Source organism: Nocardia sp. NPDC057663 (assembly GCF_042799895.1).
GTDB lineage: Bacteria > Actinomycetota > Actinomycetes > Mycobacteriales > Mycobacteriaceae > Nocardia.
The window spans coordinates 4,044-20,875 of sequence record NZ_JBHVHX010000020.1 but is presented as its reverse complement, the minus strand read 5'-3'; the positions used below and the strand labels follow the sequence as shown (position 1 = coordinate 20,875).

General features: G+C 68.9%; 15 protein-coding genes. 9 read left to right on the top strand and 6 right to left on the bottom strand.

What is annotated here, in order from left to right:
• The first annotated feature begins 9 nt into the window (after positions 1-9).
• Positions 10-3,027 carry an acyl-CoA synthetase gene (locus tag ACFVAV_RS29120; RefSeq protein ID WP_379038741.1) on the top strand — a complete coding sequence of 1,006 codons (3,018 nt, stop codon included), beginning with the start codon at positions 10-12 and terminating at the stop codon, positions 3,025-3,027.
• An 87-nt stretch (positions 3,028-3,114) separates the two neighbouring features.
• Here the strand turns inward: ACFVAV_RS29120 and rffA are convergent, their stop codons facing one another.
• Positions 3,115-4,251 (bottom strand): dTDP-4-amino-4,6-dideoxygalactose transaminase, encoded by a 1,137-nt coding sequence (rffA, locus tag ACFVAV_RS29115; protein WP_379038740.1) that lies wholly within the window; start codon positions 4,249-4,251, stop codon positions 3,115-3,117.
• Positions 4,248-5,288, bottom strand: a complete 1,041-nt coding sequence (locus tag ACFVAV_RS29110; RefSeq protein WP_379038862.1) for a glycosyltransferase — start codon at positions 5,286-5,288, stop codon at positions 4,248-4,250. Before ACFVAV_RS29110 ends, rffA begins: the two co-directional genes overlap by 4 nt.
• Positions 5,289-5,582: 294 nt before the next feature.
• On the opposite strand from ACFVAV_RS29110, the gene ACFVAV_RS29105 reads away from it, so the two are divergent.
• The 4 genes from ACFVAV_RS29105 to ACFVAV_RS29090 all read left to right on the top strand — a co-directional run bounded on the left by ACFVAV_RS29105 (position 5,583) and on the right by ACFVAV_RS29090 (position 9,462).
• Positions 5,583-7,865: a hypothetical protein gene (locus tag ACFVAV_RS29105; RefSeq protein ID WP_379038861.1), complete on the top strand. Its 2,283-nt coding sequence runs from the start codon at positions 5,583-5,585 to the stop codon at positions 7,863-7,865.
• On the top strand, positions 7,862-8,305 hold the full coding sequence (locus ACFVAV_RS29100; RefSeq protein ID WP_379038739.1) for a GtrA family protein: 444 nt from the start codon (positions 7,862-7,864) through the stop codon (positions 8,303-8,305). The genes ACFVAV_RS29105 and ACFVAV_RS29100 overlap by 4 nt, the downstream gene beginning before the upstream one ends.
• Before the next feature lie 9 nt (positions 8,306-8,314).
• Entirely contained in the window at positions 8,315-8,539 is a 225-nt protein-coding gene (locus ACFVAV_RS29095) for a Trm112 family protein (protein WP_378857006.1), read from the top strand.
• A gap of 116 nt (positions 8,540-8,655) precedes the next feature.
• Positions 8,656-9,462: a class I SAM-dependent methyltransferase gene (locus ACFVAV_RS29090; RefSeq protein ID WP_379038738.1), complete on the top strand. Its 807-nt coding sequence runs from the start codon at positions 8,656-8,658 to the stop codon at positions 9,460-9,462.
• Between the two features lies 1 nt (position 9,463).
• Here ACFVAV_RS29090 and ACFVAV_RS29085 read toward each other — a convergent pair whose 3' ends face one another.
• From ACFVAV_RS29085 to ACFVAV_RS29070, 4 genes are all read right to left on the bottom strand, one after another.
• Complete coding sequence (locus tag ACFVAV_RS29085) at positions 9,464-10,099, bottom strand: TetR family transcriptional regulator (protein WP_379038737.1); 636 nt, start codon at positions 10,097-10,099, stop codon at positions 9,464-9,466.
• Positions 10,100-10,121: 22 nt separating this feature from the next.
• Positions 10,122-10,886: an ABC transporter permease gene (locus ACFVAV_RS29080; RefSeq protein ID WP_379038735.1), complete on the bottom strand. Its 765-nt coding sequence runs from the start codon at positions 10,884-10,886 to the stop codon at positions 10,122-10,124.
• A complete protein-coding gene (locus tag ACFVAV_RS29075) occupies positions 10,883-11,617 on the bottom strand; it encodes an ABC transporter ATP-binding protein (protein WP_379038733.1) in 735 nt (244 codons plus the stop codon). Before ACFVAV_RS29075 ends, ACFVAV_RS29080 begins: the two co-directional genes overlap by 4 nt.
• 73 nt (positions 11,618-11,690) lie before the next feature.
• A complete protein-coding gene (locus ACFVAV_RS29070) occupies positions 11,691-13,208 on the bottom strand; it encodes a multicopper oxidase family protein (RefSeq protein ID WP_379038731.1) in 1,518 nt (505 codons plus the stop codon).
• Between the two features lie 211 nt (positions 13,209-13,419).
• Here ACFVAV_RS29070 and ACFVAV_RS29065 point away from each other — a divergent pair, with 211 nt between their 5' ends.
• The 4 genes from ACFVAV_RS29065 to ACFVAV_RS29050 all read left to right on the top strand — a co-directional run bounded on the left by ACFVAV_RS29065 (position 13,420) and on the right by ACFVAV_RS29050 (position 16,756).
• Positions 13,420-14,598: an NAD(P)/FAD-dependent oxidoreductase gene (locus tag ACFVAV_RS29065; RefSeq protein ID WP_379038729.1), complete on the top strand. Its 1,179-nt coding sequence runs from the start codon at positions 13,420-13,422 to the stop codon at positions 14,596-14,598.
• 80 nt (positions 14,599-14,678) lie between these two features.
• Positions 14,679-15,569 carry an RNA polymerase sigma-70 factor gene (locus ACFVAV_RS29060; protein WP_379038728.1) on the top strand — a complete coding sequence of 297 codons (891 nt, stop codon included), beginning with the start codon at positions 14,679-14,681 and terminating at the stop codon, positions 15,567-15,569.
• A gap of 46 nt (positions 15,570-15,615) precedes the next feature.
• Positions 15,616-16,254 (top strand): DNA-3-methyladenine glycosylase, encoded by a 639-nt coding sequence (locus ACFVAV_RS29055; protein ID WP_379038727.1) that lies wholly within the window; start codon positions 15,616-15,618, stop codon positions 16,252-16,254.
• A gap of 73 nt (positions 16,255-16,327) precedes the next feature.
• Positions 16,328-16,756, top strand: a complete 429-nt coding sequence (locus tag ACFVAV_RS29050; RefSeq protein ID WP_379038726.1) for a DoxX family protein — start codon at positions 16,328-16,330, stop codon at positions 16,754-16,756.
• The last annotated feature ends 76 nt before the right edge of the window (positions 16,757-16,832 follow it).

Below are 16,832 nucleotides of genomic sequence, written 5' to 3'. Positions count from 1 at the left end.
TTAGCTCATATGAGCACATCGGGGTGTGTGAGGTGTGTCACTTTCAGCAGGGTAGGCCAGGTGGGAACGGTGGATATCAGTCCAAAAGGTGTGGTCGGTTCTATGCAGCGGTTGCTGGCTACCGCGCAGAACGGGCTGGAGGTGATCCGCTTCGGCGGATTGGCACACGATGTCGAGTCCTCGCCCTTCGAGGTCGTCGAGCGCAGACGCATGTACCGGTTGCGTCACTACTTCCCCGACGATACGGCGGCGGGGCGTCCGGTGGCGCTGCTGGTGCCGCCGCTGATGGTGAACGCGGACATCTGGGATGTCAACGCGGCGGGCGGCGCCGTCGGCATCCTGCACGCGAGCGGAATCGATTGCTGGGTCATCGATTTCGGTTCGCCGGCCACCGAGGAGGGCGGCTGGGAACGTGACCTGGCCGACCATGTGCTCGCGGTGAACTCGGCCATCGACACCGTCTGCGAGGCCACCGGCGCGCAGGTGCACCTGATGGGGTACTCGCAGGGCGGCATGTTCGCCTACCAGACCACCGCCTACCGGTACGGCAAGGGCGTCGCCTCCATCGTCACCTTCGGCAGTCCGGTCGACATCGTCGCGGGGATGCCGTTCGGGCTGCCCTACGGCGTGGTGTCCGAGGTCGCCGATTTCCTGGCCGACCACGTGATGTACCGGCTGCCGATCACCGAATCCATGGTGCGCATCGGCTTCCAGATGCTCGACCCGGTCAAGACCGCCAAGTCGCGGATCGACTTCCTTTTGCAGCTGCACGACCGGGAAGCGTTGCTGCCCAAGGAACGTCAGCGACGCTTTCTCAACAACGATGGCTGGGTGGGGTATTCGGGTCCCGCGGCCGCCGATCTGCTCAAGCAGTTCGTCGCGCACAACCGGATGATGCTGGGCGGCTTCGTGATCCGTGATCACCCGGTCTCGCTCGCCGAGCTGAAGTGCCCGATCCTGGCGTTCGTCGGCGAGGTCGACGATATCGGCCAGCCCGCCGCGGTGCGCGGCATCGTGCGGGCGGCGCCCAATGCCGAGGTGTACGAAGCCAGCTTGGTGGCAGGGCATTTCGGGCTCGTCGCCGGTTCGATCGCGACCAACCACACCTGGCCGATGGTGCGCGACTGGATCGCCTGGATGGACGGCAACGGCACCCTGCCCGAGCAGATCGTGCCGATGCAGGAGCACGTGCCGAGCAACGCGCCCCGCACCGCGGCGACCCGGGTGGTGCACACCGCGGCCACCCTGGCCGAGGCGGGCGCCGGTGTCGGCAAGGCGCTGGAAGGCATCGCCAGCAATACGATTCGCGGTTCGGTCGAGATGGCGGGTGAGGCGGCGCGCGCCCTGCCGCGGCTGACCCGGCTCGGGATGATCCAGCCGCACACCCGGATCTCGCTGGGCAAGCTGCTCAGCGAGCACGCCAAGCGGGCGCCGCAGAAGGATCTGTTCCTCTTCGACGACCGCGTGCACACCAATGCCGCGGTCGAGGTCCGCATCGACAATGTCGTGCGCGGGCTGATCTCCGTCGGCATCCGGCCCGCCACCCGGGTCGGCGTCGTCATGGAGACCAGGCCCAGTGCGCTGGCCGTTGTCGCCGCGCTCTCGCGCCTCGGCGCCGTCGCGGTGCTGCTCGCGCCCGGCGCCGAACTCGACCGGGCCATGGAGCTGACCGGCGTACAGACGCTGATCACCGACCCGGAGAACCTGCGCACCGCCATCGCGACCGGCGCGCGCGTGCTGGTGCTCGGTGGTGGTGACACCAGGAAGCTGGTGGTGCCGACCGGCGATCGGGTGATCGACCTCGAGCAGATCGATCCGTCGCGGGTGCGGGTGCCTGCCTGGTACCGGCCGAACCCCGGTCTGGCTCGCGAGCTCGCGTTCATCCTCGTCATCGGCACCGGTGACCGGCTCGAGGCCAAGTACATCACCAACCACCGGTGGGCCCTGTCGGCCTTCGGCACCGCGAGCGCGGCCGATCTCGACCGTCGTGACACCGTGTACTGCCTTGCGCCGCTGCATCATTCGTCGGGTCTGCTGGTGAGCCTCGGCGGTGCGATCGCCGGTGGCAGCCGGATCGCGCTGGCCAGGCCGGTGGACATGGAGCCGGGCCGTTTCGCCGAGGAAGTGCACCGCTACGGCGTCACCGTCGTCACCTACACCTGGACGATGCTGCGCGACCTGCTCGACGCGCAGGTCTTCCCGGCGGGGCACAACCATCCGATCCGGCTGTTCATCGGCTCCGGCATGCCCGCCGGGCTGTGGCGGCGCACCGTCGAGCAGTTCGCGCCGGCCAGGGTGCTCGAGTTCTACGCCTCGATCGACGGCGACGTGGTGCTGGCCAATGTGCCCGGCGCCAAGATCGGCTCCAAGGGCAGGCCGGTGCCGGGTACCGCGCATGTCGAGCTGGTCGCCTACGACCCGGTCACCGAGCAGATCCGCGTCGGCGACGACGGCTTCGCGCGGCGCTGCGCCGACAACGAGCCGGGCCTGCTGCTCGGCAAATCGGTCGACGGCGGCGACCTGTCCGACGGTGGGCTGCGCGGCGTCTTCCGGGCCGGTGACGCGTGGTGGCCGACGGAGAACCTGTTCCGGCGCGACAGCGACGGCGACTACTGGCTGGTCGACCGCCGCGACACGGTGATCCGCACCGCGCGCGGTCCGGTGTTCACCCAGCCGATCGTGGACGTGCTCAACGACATCACCCCCGTCGACATGGAGGTCGCGTACGGGCTGACGACCCCGTCGGGCATCCTGGCTGCCGCCGCGCTGAGCGTGCGCAAGGGCTTCAAGATCGAACCGGGTGACGTCACCGAGGCGATGCGGGCACTGGCCGCCGATCAGCGACCCGATCTTGTCTACGTCGTCGACGAGATCCCGCGCAGCACCAGCTTCCGGCCCTCCGCCACGGCGGTCCAGGCTGCCGGTCTGCCGAAGGCGGGTCCGACCACCTGGATCTACAACCGGAAGACCGACGCCTACGAGGTGCTCACCGACGCCGCGGCGGCCGCGTTGTTCGGCGGCAACTGACGGGCGGGCTCACCGCCAGGCGCCGCGTGCTGTCGCGGTCGCTGCCGGAGTGAACGTGCGCTTCGGGCGCTGACAATGCCCGAAGCGCTACACCTGGTACTCGGTGACCGCGTCGATCACGCGGGTCAGCTGCGCGTCGCTCAGCAGCGGCCACAGCGGCAGCCGCACGATCGTCGCGGAGAAGTTCGCCGACCGGGTGCACGGCACCGGGGTGCGGCCGTACTTCAGGCCCGCCGGGCTCGAATCCAGCGGGATGTAGTGGAACGGCGCCACGATCCCGCGCTCGGCGAGATGACCGATGATGCCGTCGCGGCTCTCCTCGGTCGGCATCCGCAGATAGAACAGGTGCGCGGTGTGGCCACGGTCGGTGGGCACCGTCATCGGGCGCACATCGTTGCGGGATGCCCAATCCGGCAGTGCGGCCGCATAGGTGTCCCACACGCGGTGACGCTGCTGCTGGATGGTGTCGAACTCGGCCAGCTGCGCGTCCAGCACCGCCGCGTTGAGCTCGCTGGGCAGGTAGCTCGAGCCGATGTCCTGCCAGGAGTATTTGTCGACCTGGCCGCGCAGGAAGCGAGCGCGGTCGGTGCCCTTCTCCCGCATGATCTCCGCGCGGCCCATCAGGATCTCGTCCGAGAGCAGCAGCGCGCCGCCCTCGCCGCAGTGCACGTTCTTGGTGTCGTGGAAGCTCTGTGTGCCCAGGGCGCCGATGGTGCCCAGCTGCCTGCCCCGCCACGTGCCACCGAGGCCGTGCGCGTTGTCCTCGATGATCGCCACACCGTGCTGGGCGGCCAGCGCGAGCAACGGCTCCATGTCGGCGGCGACACCGCCGTAGTGCATGACGACGATCGCCTTGGTGCGTGCGGTGATCGCGGCCGCCGCGGCCGCGGGATCGATATTGCCGGTCGTCTCGTCGATATCGACGAACACACAGGTCGAACCGCGCAGCGCCATCGCGGTCGCCGCCGAGGTGAACGCGAAGCTCGGGACGATCACCTCGTCCTCGGGGCCCAGCTCGAGCAGCAGGGCGCCCAGCTCCAGCGCGTGCGTGCACGACGTGGTGAGCAGGGCGTGCCCGGCGCCGGTGATGGCCTTGATCTTGGCCGTCGCCGACTTGGTGAACTGACCGTCGCCGTGACTGTGATCGGAATCGAGCACGGTCAGCAGATTGGCGCGTTCAGCGGCAGCGCGGAACGGCCTGCTGAAGATGATCCGGTCGCTCACTCGGGGTGGCCCTTCTCCGTCGCGGCTGCCGGTACCGCGGCGTCGACTCGATGGTTCACGGCCGGCGCATGCATCGTATCCGGGCGCGGTGTCGGGGTCTCGACGGTCAGGTACAGCGGCTTGCCGACCAGGATGTGCAGGGCCACACCGAGATACTCCGCGATCAGGCCGAGCGAGAACAGTGTCGCCCCCGAGCACAGCAGCAGCACGACGATGATCGACGCCCAGCCCTCGGGATCGTGATTGTCCTGCGTCAGTGCCTGCACGATGACGACACCGGCCATGATCACGCCTGCCAGCGCCAGCGTCACCCCGAGCATGCTCACCAGGCGCAGACCGCGAGTGCCGCTGCACAGCACCATCTTCCAGAACAGCGAGAACAGGCGGCGATAGTTGTAGCCGGACTCCTCGCGGCCCTCGGCGCGCAACACCACCGGCACCTGAACGGCATTGCCGACCACCCAGGTCAGCGCCACATCCAGGTACACGCCGTTGGCCGCGACCTCGGCCAGCTGACGGCCGATGTCGCCACGGATCAGCCGGAAGCTCTCGAACCGCGTCGAATCCGGGAACGCGAACACCGTCGCCAGCACGATCTTCGAGCCGCGCGAGGTGATGTTGCGAAGGAAACCGTGCGGTCGGGTATTCGTCGGCTTCGAATAGACCAGGTCCGCGCGCGAGGCCAGCGCCGCGTCGAGGAAATCGGCGATGAACGCCGGGTCGTGCTGACCGTCCTCGTCCATCGTGACGATCCAGTCGCCCCGCGCCGCCGCCATGCCAGCGATCGTCGCCGCGTCCTGACCGAAATTGCGGCTCAACCACACCGGGCGAACCTGCGGATAGGCGCCTGCCAGTTCCTGCAGCACCACATCCGAACGGTCGGGGCCGTTGTCGTGCACGAGGATGATCTCCTCGACCGCGAACCGGGCGCCGCCGGTCGAGGTGGACGGACCGGTCAGCCGATCCAGCTCGGCGACCAGGGCCGCGATCGTCTCCTCACCGCGATACACCGGGACGACCACCGATACCGAATGCACCGGGCTCGACCCGTCGCGGTCGGGCGCACCGGCACGCAGGACTGCGCCGGGTCGGGACGAATGTGCGGAAGGAATCGGCATCGTCGACTTTCGGTGTATAGGGCGAGAACGCGGAGAAACCCAACAGTGAGCGCACTTTAACATCGGAATATGGCGACCCGTGGTGCGGTTCTCCGCTGCTCGGGCGGCTGCGGCGGGTCCGCGGCGGATGTGCCGTGCGGCAGTGCCGAGGCGGGCGCTTACCTGTAGGGTCTGGTCCTCGTGGTGGAAAGTAGAACCCCTCCCCGTCGTGCCGTGTACCTGTGGGGCTTGATCACCTCCCTCGGAGTGATCGCGGGCTACGGCGCGGTTCTGCTGGCCAATGCCAGGCACTTCTACACCGACGACACCGAATCCCAGTACGTTCCGCTGTGGGTGATGCTCGGCAGGCGGCTGCGCGACGGTGATCTGCCGGTGATGGTGCCCGAGCACTGGATGGCCGGAAACTACTCGATCGAAGAAGCGGGACTGCTGAATCCGCCGCAGCTGCTGATCGATCTGATCGCGCCGTCGGTCGGCAATCTCGTGCTGTACGCGACCGTGGTGAAGCTGATCTTCGCGATCATCCTCGGCCTCGGCGTCTACCGGATCTGTCTGGCTTACGGCTCGAAGGTGCAGTGGGCGGCGCTGGCGGGCGTGTCGATCCCGTTCACGGGCTGGCTGCTGTTCTTCGACGAGGCCAGCTGGATGACCGCGTTCACCGGCACCGCGTGGATGGTGCACGCGTGGGCGTCCGGGGTGCGCTACGCGCGGGGTCCCCGCCTGCTCGGTCAGCGCCCGGAGGCGGTAGCGGAGCGTGACCACGCAGGGCGCCCGAGCAGGCTGGTCGGATACTGCGGGCCGATCCCGGTGTTCGTGTACCTGTATCTGGCGATTTCGGTGCAGTACATCTTCCCCGCGGTCGAGGCCGGTCTGATGATCGGCGCGGTCGCGGTCGGCGAGCTGATCTACCAGAAGACCTGGCGGCCATCGCTGAAACTGCTGCTGGTCTCGGGACTGGCCGCGCTGGCCGGGCTGGCGACCTATCTGCCCAGCATGCTGTCGGCCAAGGTGACCTGGCGTGGCACCGCCCAGATCAACAACGACCAGTTCCTCACCGTGCCGTGGTCGGAATCGCTGAACGCGAGCCTGCCCTCGACGCTGCCTGCCTTCACCTCGTGGTGGGGCTATGTGCAGCCGCTGCCGGTGGTCTACATCGCCTGGTTCCTGATCCCGGCGCTGGCGTTCATCGACTGGGGTAAGGCGCGGGACGCGTGGCGCGAGCTCAGCGGAATCTCGCTGTTCGCGATCGCCGCGCTCATGTGGACCGCCGGTCCCGGCACGATCGGACCGCTGCGCTGGCCGGCCCGCGTGCTGCCGATGGTGGCGCTGGGTCTGCTGCTGCTGGTGTGCGTGCTGCTCGGCCGGTTCGCGACATTCAAGGATTGGCGTCCGCGTGGCATCGCCGCCGCGGTGCTGATCGGGCTGCTGTGGGTGCGGTCGTTCTCGGCCGATCCGCACAACTGGGTGGTCCACGTGGTGGCCGCGCTGGTCCTCGCCGCGCTCGGCGCCGGGGTGGTGTGGCTCGCGGTGAACAAGGGCACAACGGCCGCGGTCGCGCTGGCGATCGTGGCGGTGTTCCCGATCGCGTACTTCCAGGTCGACCGCGCCCAGCCGACGCCGATGAGCTGGAACCTGCCCAGCGACCGCGGCGCGGCCATGGCGGCGTTCCCCGATTTCGCAGGCACCACCCTGCAACTGGGTGACCGCGCGCTGATCCAGCCGGGGGAGCGCACGCTCGACGGCGCTTACGGCTCGCTGGTGTTCGGCAACTACGCCAAGGATCTCGAGCTCACCTACGTCAGCGGTTACACCCCGAACGGGCACTACTGGTTCGGCGACATGCTGTGCATGCGCTGGGACACCAGCGTCTGCCCCGACGCCTACCGGCGCGCGTTCGCGGTCGAACCGTCCACCGGCAAGACGATCGTCGATTTGATGAACGTCGACCGCGTCGTGCTCCAGCGCGCGCTCTACCCGGACGCCCGCAACCAGGAGGCGCCCAGCGGCTGGAAGTGGGTCGACTACCCGGGCCACGAGAAGTACATCGCGGTGCTCGAACGGGAGAACGGCCTGATCTCCACCCGCAACGGCCGCATCTCGGCGGTCGAGGGCGGCACCGCGGTCTCGGTGTCGGAAACCGACACCACCAGCCGGGTCAGGGTCAGCTCGGAGAACGGCGGCCGCGTGGTGTTCGCGCGCCTGGGCTGGCCGGGCTACCGGGTGAGCATCGACGGCAAGGACGTGCCGTTCACGGTCGTCGCCAAGAGCTTCGTCGCGGTCGATATCCCCGCGGGCACCCGCAACGGCGACCTCGAACTGACCTGGCGCCCGCCGGGCTGGAAGATCGGCGGCGCGGCGATCGGCCTCGGCCTGCTCGGCCTCGCGCTGTTGCAGTGGCTGTACGTGCGCGGGCGCAAGCCCGAGGACGAGCTGGCGGCGCCTGCGGCCGAGTCGATCCCCGACGGTGACGCCGAACTCGTGGACGCGGTGCGATGACGGCCGAGGCGGCGCCCGCCCCCGGAGTGCTCGAGACGCCGGGCCCGCTGCTGCGGATCGTCAAACGCCAGGAGCTGGCGTTCGCGATCGTCGGCGGGTTCAACACCCTGCTCGGCATGGCGCTGGCCGTGTTCTGGCTGGGTGTGTTCGGTGACGGCAGGCCGGGTCTTGCGGTGGTCGCGGCCTACGCGGTGAGTACGGTCGTCGCGTTCGTGCTGCACCGCACCCTGGTGTTCCGGGTCCGCGGGCACCTGCTGCGCGACTTCGTCGCCTTCTGCGGTGTGAACGTGGGCGGCCTGGTCCTCAACGTCATCCTGGTGGAGCTGGCGGTGACGGGGCTGGGTTTCCCGGCCGCACCGGCGTCGGTGATCGTGATGGGGCTGGTCGCGGTGCTCAGCTTCTTCGGGCACCGCTACATCTCGTTCCGGCGGGCGCGGTAGGTTAGGGACATGGCGCACGAATCCACCATCGACGCAACCCTGCTCAGCCTGCTGGCCTGCCCTCAGGACAAGGGCCCGCTGCAGCTGGTGCGCACCGAATCGGACGCGAGTGTGCTCTACAACCCGCGCCTGCGCCGCGCCTACCCGATCGACAACGGCATTCCGGTGCTGCTGATCGACGAGGCCCGCGACGTCACCGACGCCGAGCACGAGTTCTTCACCGCACAGTCCTGATCGGCGCGGCGAACGTAGGGTCCCCACGGGCCCCGCTTCAGAGTTAGGGTTACCTCAGTTGCCGTCCCGTGGCGGTGACGTAGATTTCGTCCGGCGAGCGCAAGAAGGTGCCTCCGATGTCCGACGATGTAGCCCTGAGCGGTGTTCCGCTGACCATGCTCTGGACCCTGCACAACCGCGGGTCGGAGGTGAAACGTGCCGACGCGGTCCTGACCGATCCCGACTGCGAACGCCTCTACGACACCATCGCCTTCGACTACGAGCGAAGCTTCGGGCCACCCGACGGCACCCACGCCGTGCGGTCGGCACGCTTCGACGAGGCGCTGCGCCCGTGGCTGGCCGACCATCCCGGCGGGACCGTCGTCGAACTCGCCGCCGGGCTGGAAACCCAGTTCCAGCGCTGCGACGACGGCGCGGTGCACTGGCTGTGCGTCGACGTCCCCGAGGCCATCGAGATCCGCAGCCGATTCCTGCCGCCATCCCCGCGGTGCCGGTACCTGCCGATCAGCGCGCTCGATCTGACCTGGCTCGACCACGTCGATCCCACGCACGGCGTCTTCGTCACGGCGCAGGGACTGTTCATGTACTTCGAGCCCGACGACGTGCGCCGCCTGGTCGCCGCGATCCTCGAACGCTTCCCCGGCGTCGAGCTGATGTTCGACACCATCCCACCCTGGTTTTCCCGCAAGACGATGCGCGGATTCCATAAGACGCCGGACTACCTCGCGCCGCCGATGCCCTGGGGCGTCGAGCGGAGCAAGGTCGCCGCGCTGGTCCGGTCGTGGAGTCCCGCGGTCGAGGAGGTGACGGTGAGCTCCTACGGCCCCTCGCACGGTCCGCTCGCCACGACCCTGTCACTGTTCGCCGCGCTACCGATCCTGCGCGACATCCCACCCGCGATCGTCCGGGTGCGCTCGCGCTGAATCACGCACCGCCGGTGCCGATATCACCGGTCAGGTAGCGCTGCATCGAGGGTCCGACGGCGGCGACGACCTCGTCGATCGGCATCGACGCCAGCGGTTCGATCCCGACGATCTTGCGGGCGGTCAGCACCCCGACCATCTGCGCGGCCGCCAGCGCCACCCGCGCCCGGCCGTCGTCGGCGGGGGTGGCGATCCGGACCCGCACCCGTTCCAGCACCACCTGGAGCAGGAACGACCGGGCCAGGTTCATCTCGCCGCCGCCGAACATGCTGCGCACCATCGCGACGATGCCGGGCCCGGCGGGGGAGTCCCATACCCCGACCACCGCGCGCACGATGGTCGGCCCGAGCTCGTCGAGCGGCGCGCGGTCGACCGCGTTCAGCGTCGCCTCCGGATCGGCGGGAAACTCCACCACCGCGGCGAACAACTGCTGCTTGGTGCCGAAATAGTGGTGCACGAGGGCGGGGTCGACGTCGGCGTCACCGGCGATCGCCCTGATCGACGTCTTGTCGAAACCGGTGTCGGCGAATCGGATCCGGGCCGCGTCGAGGATCGCCGCGCGCGTATCGGTATTGCCGGGCCTGCGCCCGGTGCGACCGGATCTGGCTGTGCCCGAACCGGATTCGCCGCCACTCATGCTTGTCTCTCTTCTCGTTCCGTCAGGGGGTCCGTCGACGCAGGGTAGCCGCACCGAGGCACAGGGCCACCACCGCGAACCCGGCGACCACCGCGATATCGCGCCACATGGTCGCGGTCGGTTCCGGATACAGCGACACCTGTTGCAGCGCGTCCACCGCGTAACTCAACGGCATCACATTGCTGATCGCCTCCAGCCACCCGGGCAGCTGATCGCGCGGAACGAGCAAGCCGCACAGGAAGATCTGTGGCGCCACGACCACCGGCATGAACTGCACCGCCTGGAACTCGGTGCGCGCGAACGCACTGGCGAGCAGGCCGAGTGCCACGCCGCAGACCGCGTCGACCATGGCGATCAGCATCACCCAGCCGGGATTGCCCGCGGCGTTCATGCCGAGCAGCCAGAAGGCGACCAGGCAGGCGACGGCGGCCTGTGCCGCGGCGGCCAGCGAGAACGCGCTACCGTACCCGCCGAGCAGATCCAGCTTGCGCAACGGCGTGGTGAGCAGCCGCTCCAGCGTGCCGGAGGTGCGTTCGCGTTGCATCGCGATGGCGGTGATCAGGAACATCACGATGAACGGCAGGATGCCGAGCATGGTGATGCCGACCCGGTCGAACATCGTCAGCGGGGCGTGCGGCGCTCGCGGCGCGTCCTGATAGATGAAGTACAGCAATGTCATCAGCAGGGCCGGGACCACCAGGATCATGGCCACGGTGCGGTGATCGTTGCGCAGCTGCCGCAGGATCCGGCCGGTGGTGGCGGTGTAGGGGCGCAGAGTGGTGTTCATGCGCTCTCTCCCATCGTGATCAGGGTGAGGAAGGCGGTCTCGAGGTTCTGCTCGTCGGTGCGTTCGCGCAGTTCGTCGGGACTGAGCTGGGCGAGCAGGTTGCCTTCGCGCATGAGCAACAGCCGATCGCAGTGGTCGGCCTCGTCCATCACGTGACTCGAGACGAGCAGGGTCGTGCCCGCCGCGGCCAATTCGCGGAACTGCTTCCACAGTTCGACGCGCAGGACCGGGTCGAGGCCGACGGTCGGTTCGTCCATGACCAGCAGTTCCGGCTTGCCGACCAGCGCGCAGGCCAGCGACGCCCTGGTCTGCTGCCCGCCGGAGAGCTGATCGCCGAGCTGGCCCGCGAACTCACGCAAACCGACTGCGGTGAGCGCTGATTCGACATCGTCGCGGTCGCGTCCGTACAGCGCGGCGTAGTAGGCGATGTTGTCGCGGACGCTGATGTCGGGGTAGATGCTCGGCGCCTGGGTGACATAACCGACCCGGCGGCGCAGCCCGGCGCTGCCCGCCGGGTCGCCGAGCACGGTGACGGTGCCCGATTCCACGATCTGGGTGCCGACGATGCTGCGCAGCAGGGTGGTCTTGCCGCAGCCGGAGGGTCCGAGCAGGCCGGTGATCGAACCGCGCGGGATATCGAGCGTGAGGCCGTGCAGAACGGTGCGTTTCCCGCGTGTGACGGTCAGGCCGTCGACCCGGACGGCGACCGGTGGCGGTGCGGTGTGCGACATGGTCGCCTCAATTCATCGAGTGTTGAATTCACTACGTGATGAATTTAGCGCGACCCGGTCGGCGTGGCAAGAGTCAATGCGCGTGCCGCGGGGGTGTCGTCGTGGCCTGCTGACCTGGCTCGACGACCACGAACTGGCCCATCATCCCCACGTCCTCGTGCCAGAGCAGATGGCAGTGATACATGTACGGGGTGTCCGGATCGGCGGGCCCGTCGAAGCGCAGCGCCAGCGTCGCGGTCGTGTTCGGCGGCAGGAAGATCGTGTCCTTGGGCCCGGTCAACGCGGGTGGTGGCGGTGCGCCCGCGTAGTCGAGAACCCGGAACTGCACGTCGTGGACGTGGAAGTTGTGCGGCATCCCGTCGGCATTGCGGACCACCCATTTCTCGGTCGTGCCACGGGTGACGGTCGCGTCGATACGGTCCATCGCCATCGGGGAGCCGTTGATGCCCGCGAGCGTGAGGTCGAAGGCGCGTTCCACGGCGGCGTTCGAGCCGTCCGGCGTCGACGGCGCGACGAGTGCGGCGGGCAGTTCAGGGGAGGGGCGCACGGTATTCGCGGCCCGGAGTTCGAGAACATCGAACCTGTCGTCGCCACCGGCGAACCGGTTGGACCAGAAGTCGAGGCCGGCGTCGAGCTGTTCGCTACGCAGCACCGCGCGCTCACCGGGCTGCATGCGTACCACGATCTCGGCGCGTTCGCCCGGCGAAAGCTGCACGGCGGTCAGTGTTTCGGGTCGTTCGAGCAGGCCGCCGTCGGAGGCGATCAGCGAGAACCGCTTGCTGTCGCGGAAGGCGAAGTTGTAGATCCGCGCGGTCGAGGCGTTGAGCAGCCGCAGCCGGACCAGTTCGTCGCCGACCTCCTGGTACGGCGCGAGGGTGCCGTTGACCATGATGCGGTCGCCCAGGAATCCGATATCGCGGAACATGGTGTGGCCGCCGTCGAGGCGTCCGCCGCGCAGGCGCATGTCCTGCACGATCACCGGGATGTCGTCGACGCCGTAGGTGTCGGGGAGTGGCAGCGCGGTGTCGTCGTCGATCAGGAACATGCCCGCCAGGCCGCGGCGCACATGGTCCTCGGTCGCGCCGTGCGGGTGTGGGTGGTACCAGAGCGTCGAAGCCGGTTGTGCCACTGTCCATTCCGGCGTCCAGGTCGCGCCCGCCTCGACCATCTGGTGCGGGCCGCCGTCCATCGCCGCGGGCAGGTGCATGCCGTGCCAGTGCACCGTCGACGCCTCGGGTAGCTGGTTGCGCACCCGGACCCGCACCTTTTCGCCGCGGGCGGCTCGCAGCGTGGGGCCGAGATAGCTGCCGTTGAAACCCCAGGTTTCGGTGGCGCGGCCCGGCTCGAATTCCGTTGTGCCGGTCTGCATGTCGAGGTCGAAAACGCGGGTGCCGTCGGGCTCGACGGTTGATGCGGCCGGCGGTGGGATCGCGAGCGGGTGGGTGAATTCCGTGGTGCCGACGGTGGAGATGTCGGCGCCGGCCCAGGTCCAGGTGACCAGGCCCGCGATCGTGAGCACCAGGGTGAGGGCGAGTGTGCCCGCGCCGAGCAGCACCCGGCGCAGGCGGCCGGGTCGAGAAGGGGAAGCCATGTCCCGACGGTAGGGAGCGCGACCGTGGTCGCACATCGGGAAGCGTCCCCATCGGACCCTGGCCCGCACCCTGATCGTGCGGTTGTTTACGCAGGTAGCAGCAGGTTTCGAGGCAGTGAGTCCGGCATGTGACACGGGTCACATCGACTGATTGTCACGTTCCGCCGGGGTCGTTTGTCCTATCGACATCCCACCGACAAGGAGCATCGCCATGAACACCACCACGCACCGCATCGTCGTCCTCGGCGCCGGCTACACGGGCATGCTGGCCGCGATCCGCCTCGCCCGGCGCACCCGCAAGCTCGACGTCCGGATCACCCTGGTCAACCCGTCGGCACGATTCACCGAGCGGCTGCGCATGCACCAGATCGCCGCCGGTCAGGAACTCGCGAACCACCATATCCCCGAGCTCCTCGACGGCACCGGCATCGAATTCGTCCAGGGCTGGGCCACCGCCATCGACCCCGACGCGCAGCGTGTGCACGTCGACGGTCTCGGCGAGCTTCCCTACGACGCACTGGTCTACGCACTCGGCAGCACCACCGACACCACCGTCGTCCCCGGCGTCGCCGACCACGCCTGGACGCTCGCCGACCCGCGCCTCGCGCACGAATTCGCGGGCAAGCTCACCGAACTCGCCGCCGCCGGCGGCACAGTGACGGTGTGCGGTGGCGGCCTCACCGGTATCGAAGCCGCCACCGAGATCGCCGAGAGCCACCCCGATCTGCGCGTCACCCTGATCAGCGCGACCGAGCCGGGCGCGATGATGGGCGAGAAGGCCCGCGCCCACCTGAAGAAGGCGATGGACCGGCTCGGGATCGTCCGGGCGACCGGCCTGCGCGTCACCAAGGTGCTGCCCGACGCGGTCGAACTCGCGGACGGCACCAGGATCGACGCCGACCTCATCTTGTGGACCAGCGGTGTGCGGGTCTCGCCGCTCGCCGCCGAGGCGGGCATCGCGACCGACGAGCGTGGCCTGATCGTGGTCGATCCCACGCTGAAGTCGGTGTCGCACCCCATGATTCACGCCGTCGGCGACGCCGCCGCGGTGCGCCAGCCCTGGGGCCTGGTCCACGGCACCTGCCAGAGCGGCCTGCCCACCGCCGCCTACGCCGCCGACGCGATCGCGGCCGAGTTGCGCGGCAAGCCGGTGCGGCCCTTCCGCTTCGGCTACTTCCACCAGCCGGTGAGCCTGGGCCGCCGCGACGCGGTCATCCAGTTCACCAACGCCGACGACACCCCGCGCCGCTTCTACCTGACCGGCTGGGCGGCCAGGACCTACAAGGAGATGGTCAGCAGCAGCCCGGTGCCGACGTTCAAGGCGAGCAAGAAGATGACCATGAGCGTCCAGCTGTCCAAGGGCGGCACGGCGACTCGCGCCATCGCGTGAGCCCGCCCCCCGCCATCACCTACGCGCCGGTTTCGCGGGAAACCGGCGCCCGATACCGCCGCAGTGACGGAGCATGCGCCATGGTTGACCCCATGCCGGACAAGGACCCCTTCCTCGAGCACCGCCGTCTGCTGTTCTCGACCGCCTACCGGATGCTCGGCACCGTCACCGATGCCGAGGACATCCTGCAGGACGCCTGGCTGAAGTGGAACGACACCGATCACGCCGCGGTCGACCACCCGAAGGCCTACCTGGTCCGCACCGTCACCAACCTGTCGCTGAACCGGCTCACCTCCGCCAGGGTGACCCGCGAGACCTACGTCGGCCCGTGGCTGCCCGAACCGGTGCTGACCTCACCCGACATCGCCGAGGACGCCGCATTGGCCGACACCGTCTCCACCGCGATGCTGGTGGTACTGGAAACCCTGACCCCCGTCGAACGCGCGGTATTCCTGCTGCGTGAGGTGTTCGGCTACACGCACGCCGAGATCGCCGAGGCGCTCGACAAGACCGAGGTGGGCGTGCGCCAGATCGCGCACCGCGCCAAGAACCACGTCCAATCGCGGCGTCCGCGCTTCGACACCGACAAGGCCGCCCGCGCCCACATCACCGAACAGTTCATGGCCGCCTGCTCCGGCGGCGACCTGAACGCGCTGATGGACCTGCTGGCTCCCGACGTCACCTGCTGGTCCGACGGCGGCGGTGTCGTCACCGCGGCGCGCAGGCCACTGCACGGCCCCGACCACGTCGCCCGCTGGGTCCTCGGCGTGCTGGCCAAACCGTCCTCGGCGGGCATCGAACTCAACACCGCCGAGATCAACGGCGAACTGGGCACACTCGCCTCGATCGGCGGAAACCCCGGCGCCGCCTTCACCTTCGACCTCGTCGACGGCCGCATCCAGAACCTGCGTTTTCAGGTCAACCCGGGCAAGCTGGCCGGCCTCTACCGCGGCACCGACCTGCTCGGCTGAATCCCGCTGCGCTGTTCGCACGCCCGGATGGGTCAGAATGACGAGCGTGTCCGCCCAGGAACTCGCCGTCGATCCGCCCACCGCCGCGCGCAGGTTGCTCGGCGCGACCCTGTCGTCGGGGCCGGTCGCCGTGCGCATCGTCGAGGTCGAGGCCTACGGCAGCGATCCGGCGGGGCCGTGGCCCGATCCCGCCGCCCATTCCTGGCCGGGGCCGACCGCCCGCAATGCGGTCATGTTCGGACCGGCCGGTCGGCTCTACGTGTATCGCTCGTACGGAATCCACCTGTGCGTCAACGTGACCATCGGCTTCGACGGCATCGCGGGCGCGGTCCTGGTGCGGGCGGGGGAAGTGGTCGACGGCATCGATGCCGCGCGTGCGCGCAGACCGGCGGCGCGCACCGACGCCGACTTGGCGCGGGGGCCGGGCAATGTCGGCAGTGCGCTCGGAATCAGCTTGTCCGACTACGGAACCGAGCTGTTCGATCCCTTCTCCGGCATCCGGCTGCAGCTGGCGAAGCCGGTGCGGGCAGCGGAAATCGGGGTAGGGCCGCGCGTGGGTGTCAGCGTCGCCGAGGAAGTGCCGTGGCGGTTCTGGCTGCCCTCGCCCGCGGTGTCGGTGTATCGCCGCAGCCCGCGGGCGCCGCAGGATGCGGCAGGGCGGAAAGATGTTCCGCCGCAGCGATGAATTCGGCGCTCATGGTCCGTCTTATCCGGTGAACGCGCTACCCACCGAGCGCGACCGACCCGAAGGACGAGAAATGACCACCTCCGCCACCTCCGCCACGAACTTCTCCAGCGCCGTCGTCTACCGCCCCGGCAAGATCCGCAACCGCGTCCTGTGGACCCTGCAGGTGGTGCTCGGCCTGTTCTTCATCATCGCTTCGGGCGGCCCGAAGATCGTCATCCCGAACATGCTGATGGACAACGCCCCCGAGAACCTGACCATCCCTCTCGGGCTGCTCATCTTCATCGGAGTCGCGGAGGTGGCGGGCGGTATCGGCCTGATGGTGCCGCGGCTCAGTGCCATGGCCGCCGCGGGCCTGTCCGTGCTCACCGTGCTCGCCGCCGCGACGCAGGCCTTCATCGCCGACAAGCCCGCGATGGGAATCTTCCCGCTGGTGCTGGCCGCGATCTTCGCCTGGATCGCCTACGAGCGCCGCGCCGGCATCACCTCGCTGGTTCGATGAATCACCGACCACGCCGACTGTCGCCGGACCGGTATGTGCCGGGACACTCCGGGGTAGCGCGCCCACCGGGGTTTTT

Excerpts from the sequence above, each read along its gene's own strand:
- ACFVAV_RS29120 (WP_379038741.1), top strand. The coding sequence starts at position 10 with ATGAGCACATCGGGGTGTGTGAGGTGTGTCACTTTCAGCAGGGTAGGC.
- ACFVAV_RS29100 (WP_379038739.1), top strand. The coding sequence starts at position 7,862 with ATGACGGCCGAGGCGGCGCCCGCCCCCGGAGTGCTCGAGACGCCGGGC.
- ACFVAV_RS29095 (WP_378857006.1), top strand. The coding sequence starts at position 8,315 with ATGGCGCACGAATCCACCATCGACGCAACCCTGCTCAGCCTGCTGGCC.
- ACFVAV_RS29090 (WP_379038738.1), top strand. The coding sequence starts at position 8,656 with ATGTCCGACGATGTAGCCCTGAGCGGTGTTCCGCTGACCATGCTCTGG.
- ACFVAV_RS29085 (WP_379038737.1), bottom strand. The coding sequence starts at position 10,099 with ATGAGTGGCGGCGAATCCGGTTCGGGCACAGCCAGATCCGGTCGCACC.
- ACFVAV_RS29080 (WP_379038735.1), bottom strand. The coding sequence starts at position 10,886 with ATGAACACCACTCTGCGCCCCTACACCGCCACCACCGGCCGGATCCTG.
- ACFVAV_RS29075 (WP_379038733.1), bottom strand. The coding sequence starts at position 11,617 with ATGTCGCACACCGCACCGCCACCGGTCGCCGTCCGGGTCGACGGCCTG.
- ACFVAV_RS29070 (WP_379038731.1), bottom strand. The coding sequence starts at position 13,208 with ATGGCTTCCCCTTCTCGACCCGGCCGCCTGCGCCGGGTGCTGCTCGGC.
- ACFVAV_RS29065 (WP_379038729.1), top strand. The coding sequence starts at position 13,420 with ATGAACACCACCACGCACCGCATCGTCGTCCTCGGCGCCGGCTACACG.
- ACFVAV_RS29060 (WP_379038728.1), top strand. The coding sequence starts at position 14,679 with ATGGTTGACCCCATGCCGGACAAGGACCCCTTCCTCGAGCACCGCCGT.
- ACFVAV_RS29050 (WP_379038726.1), top strand. The coding sequence starts at position 16,328 with ATGACCACCTCCGCCACCTCCGCCACGAACTTCTCCAGCGCCGTCGTC.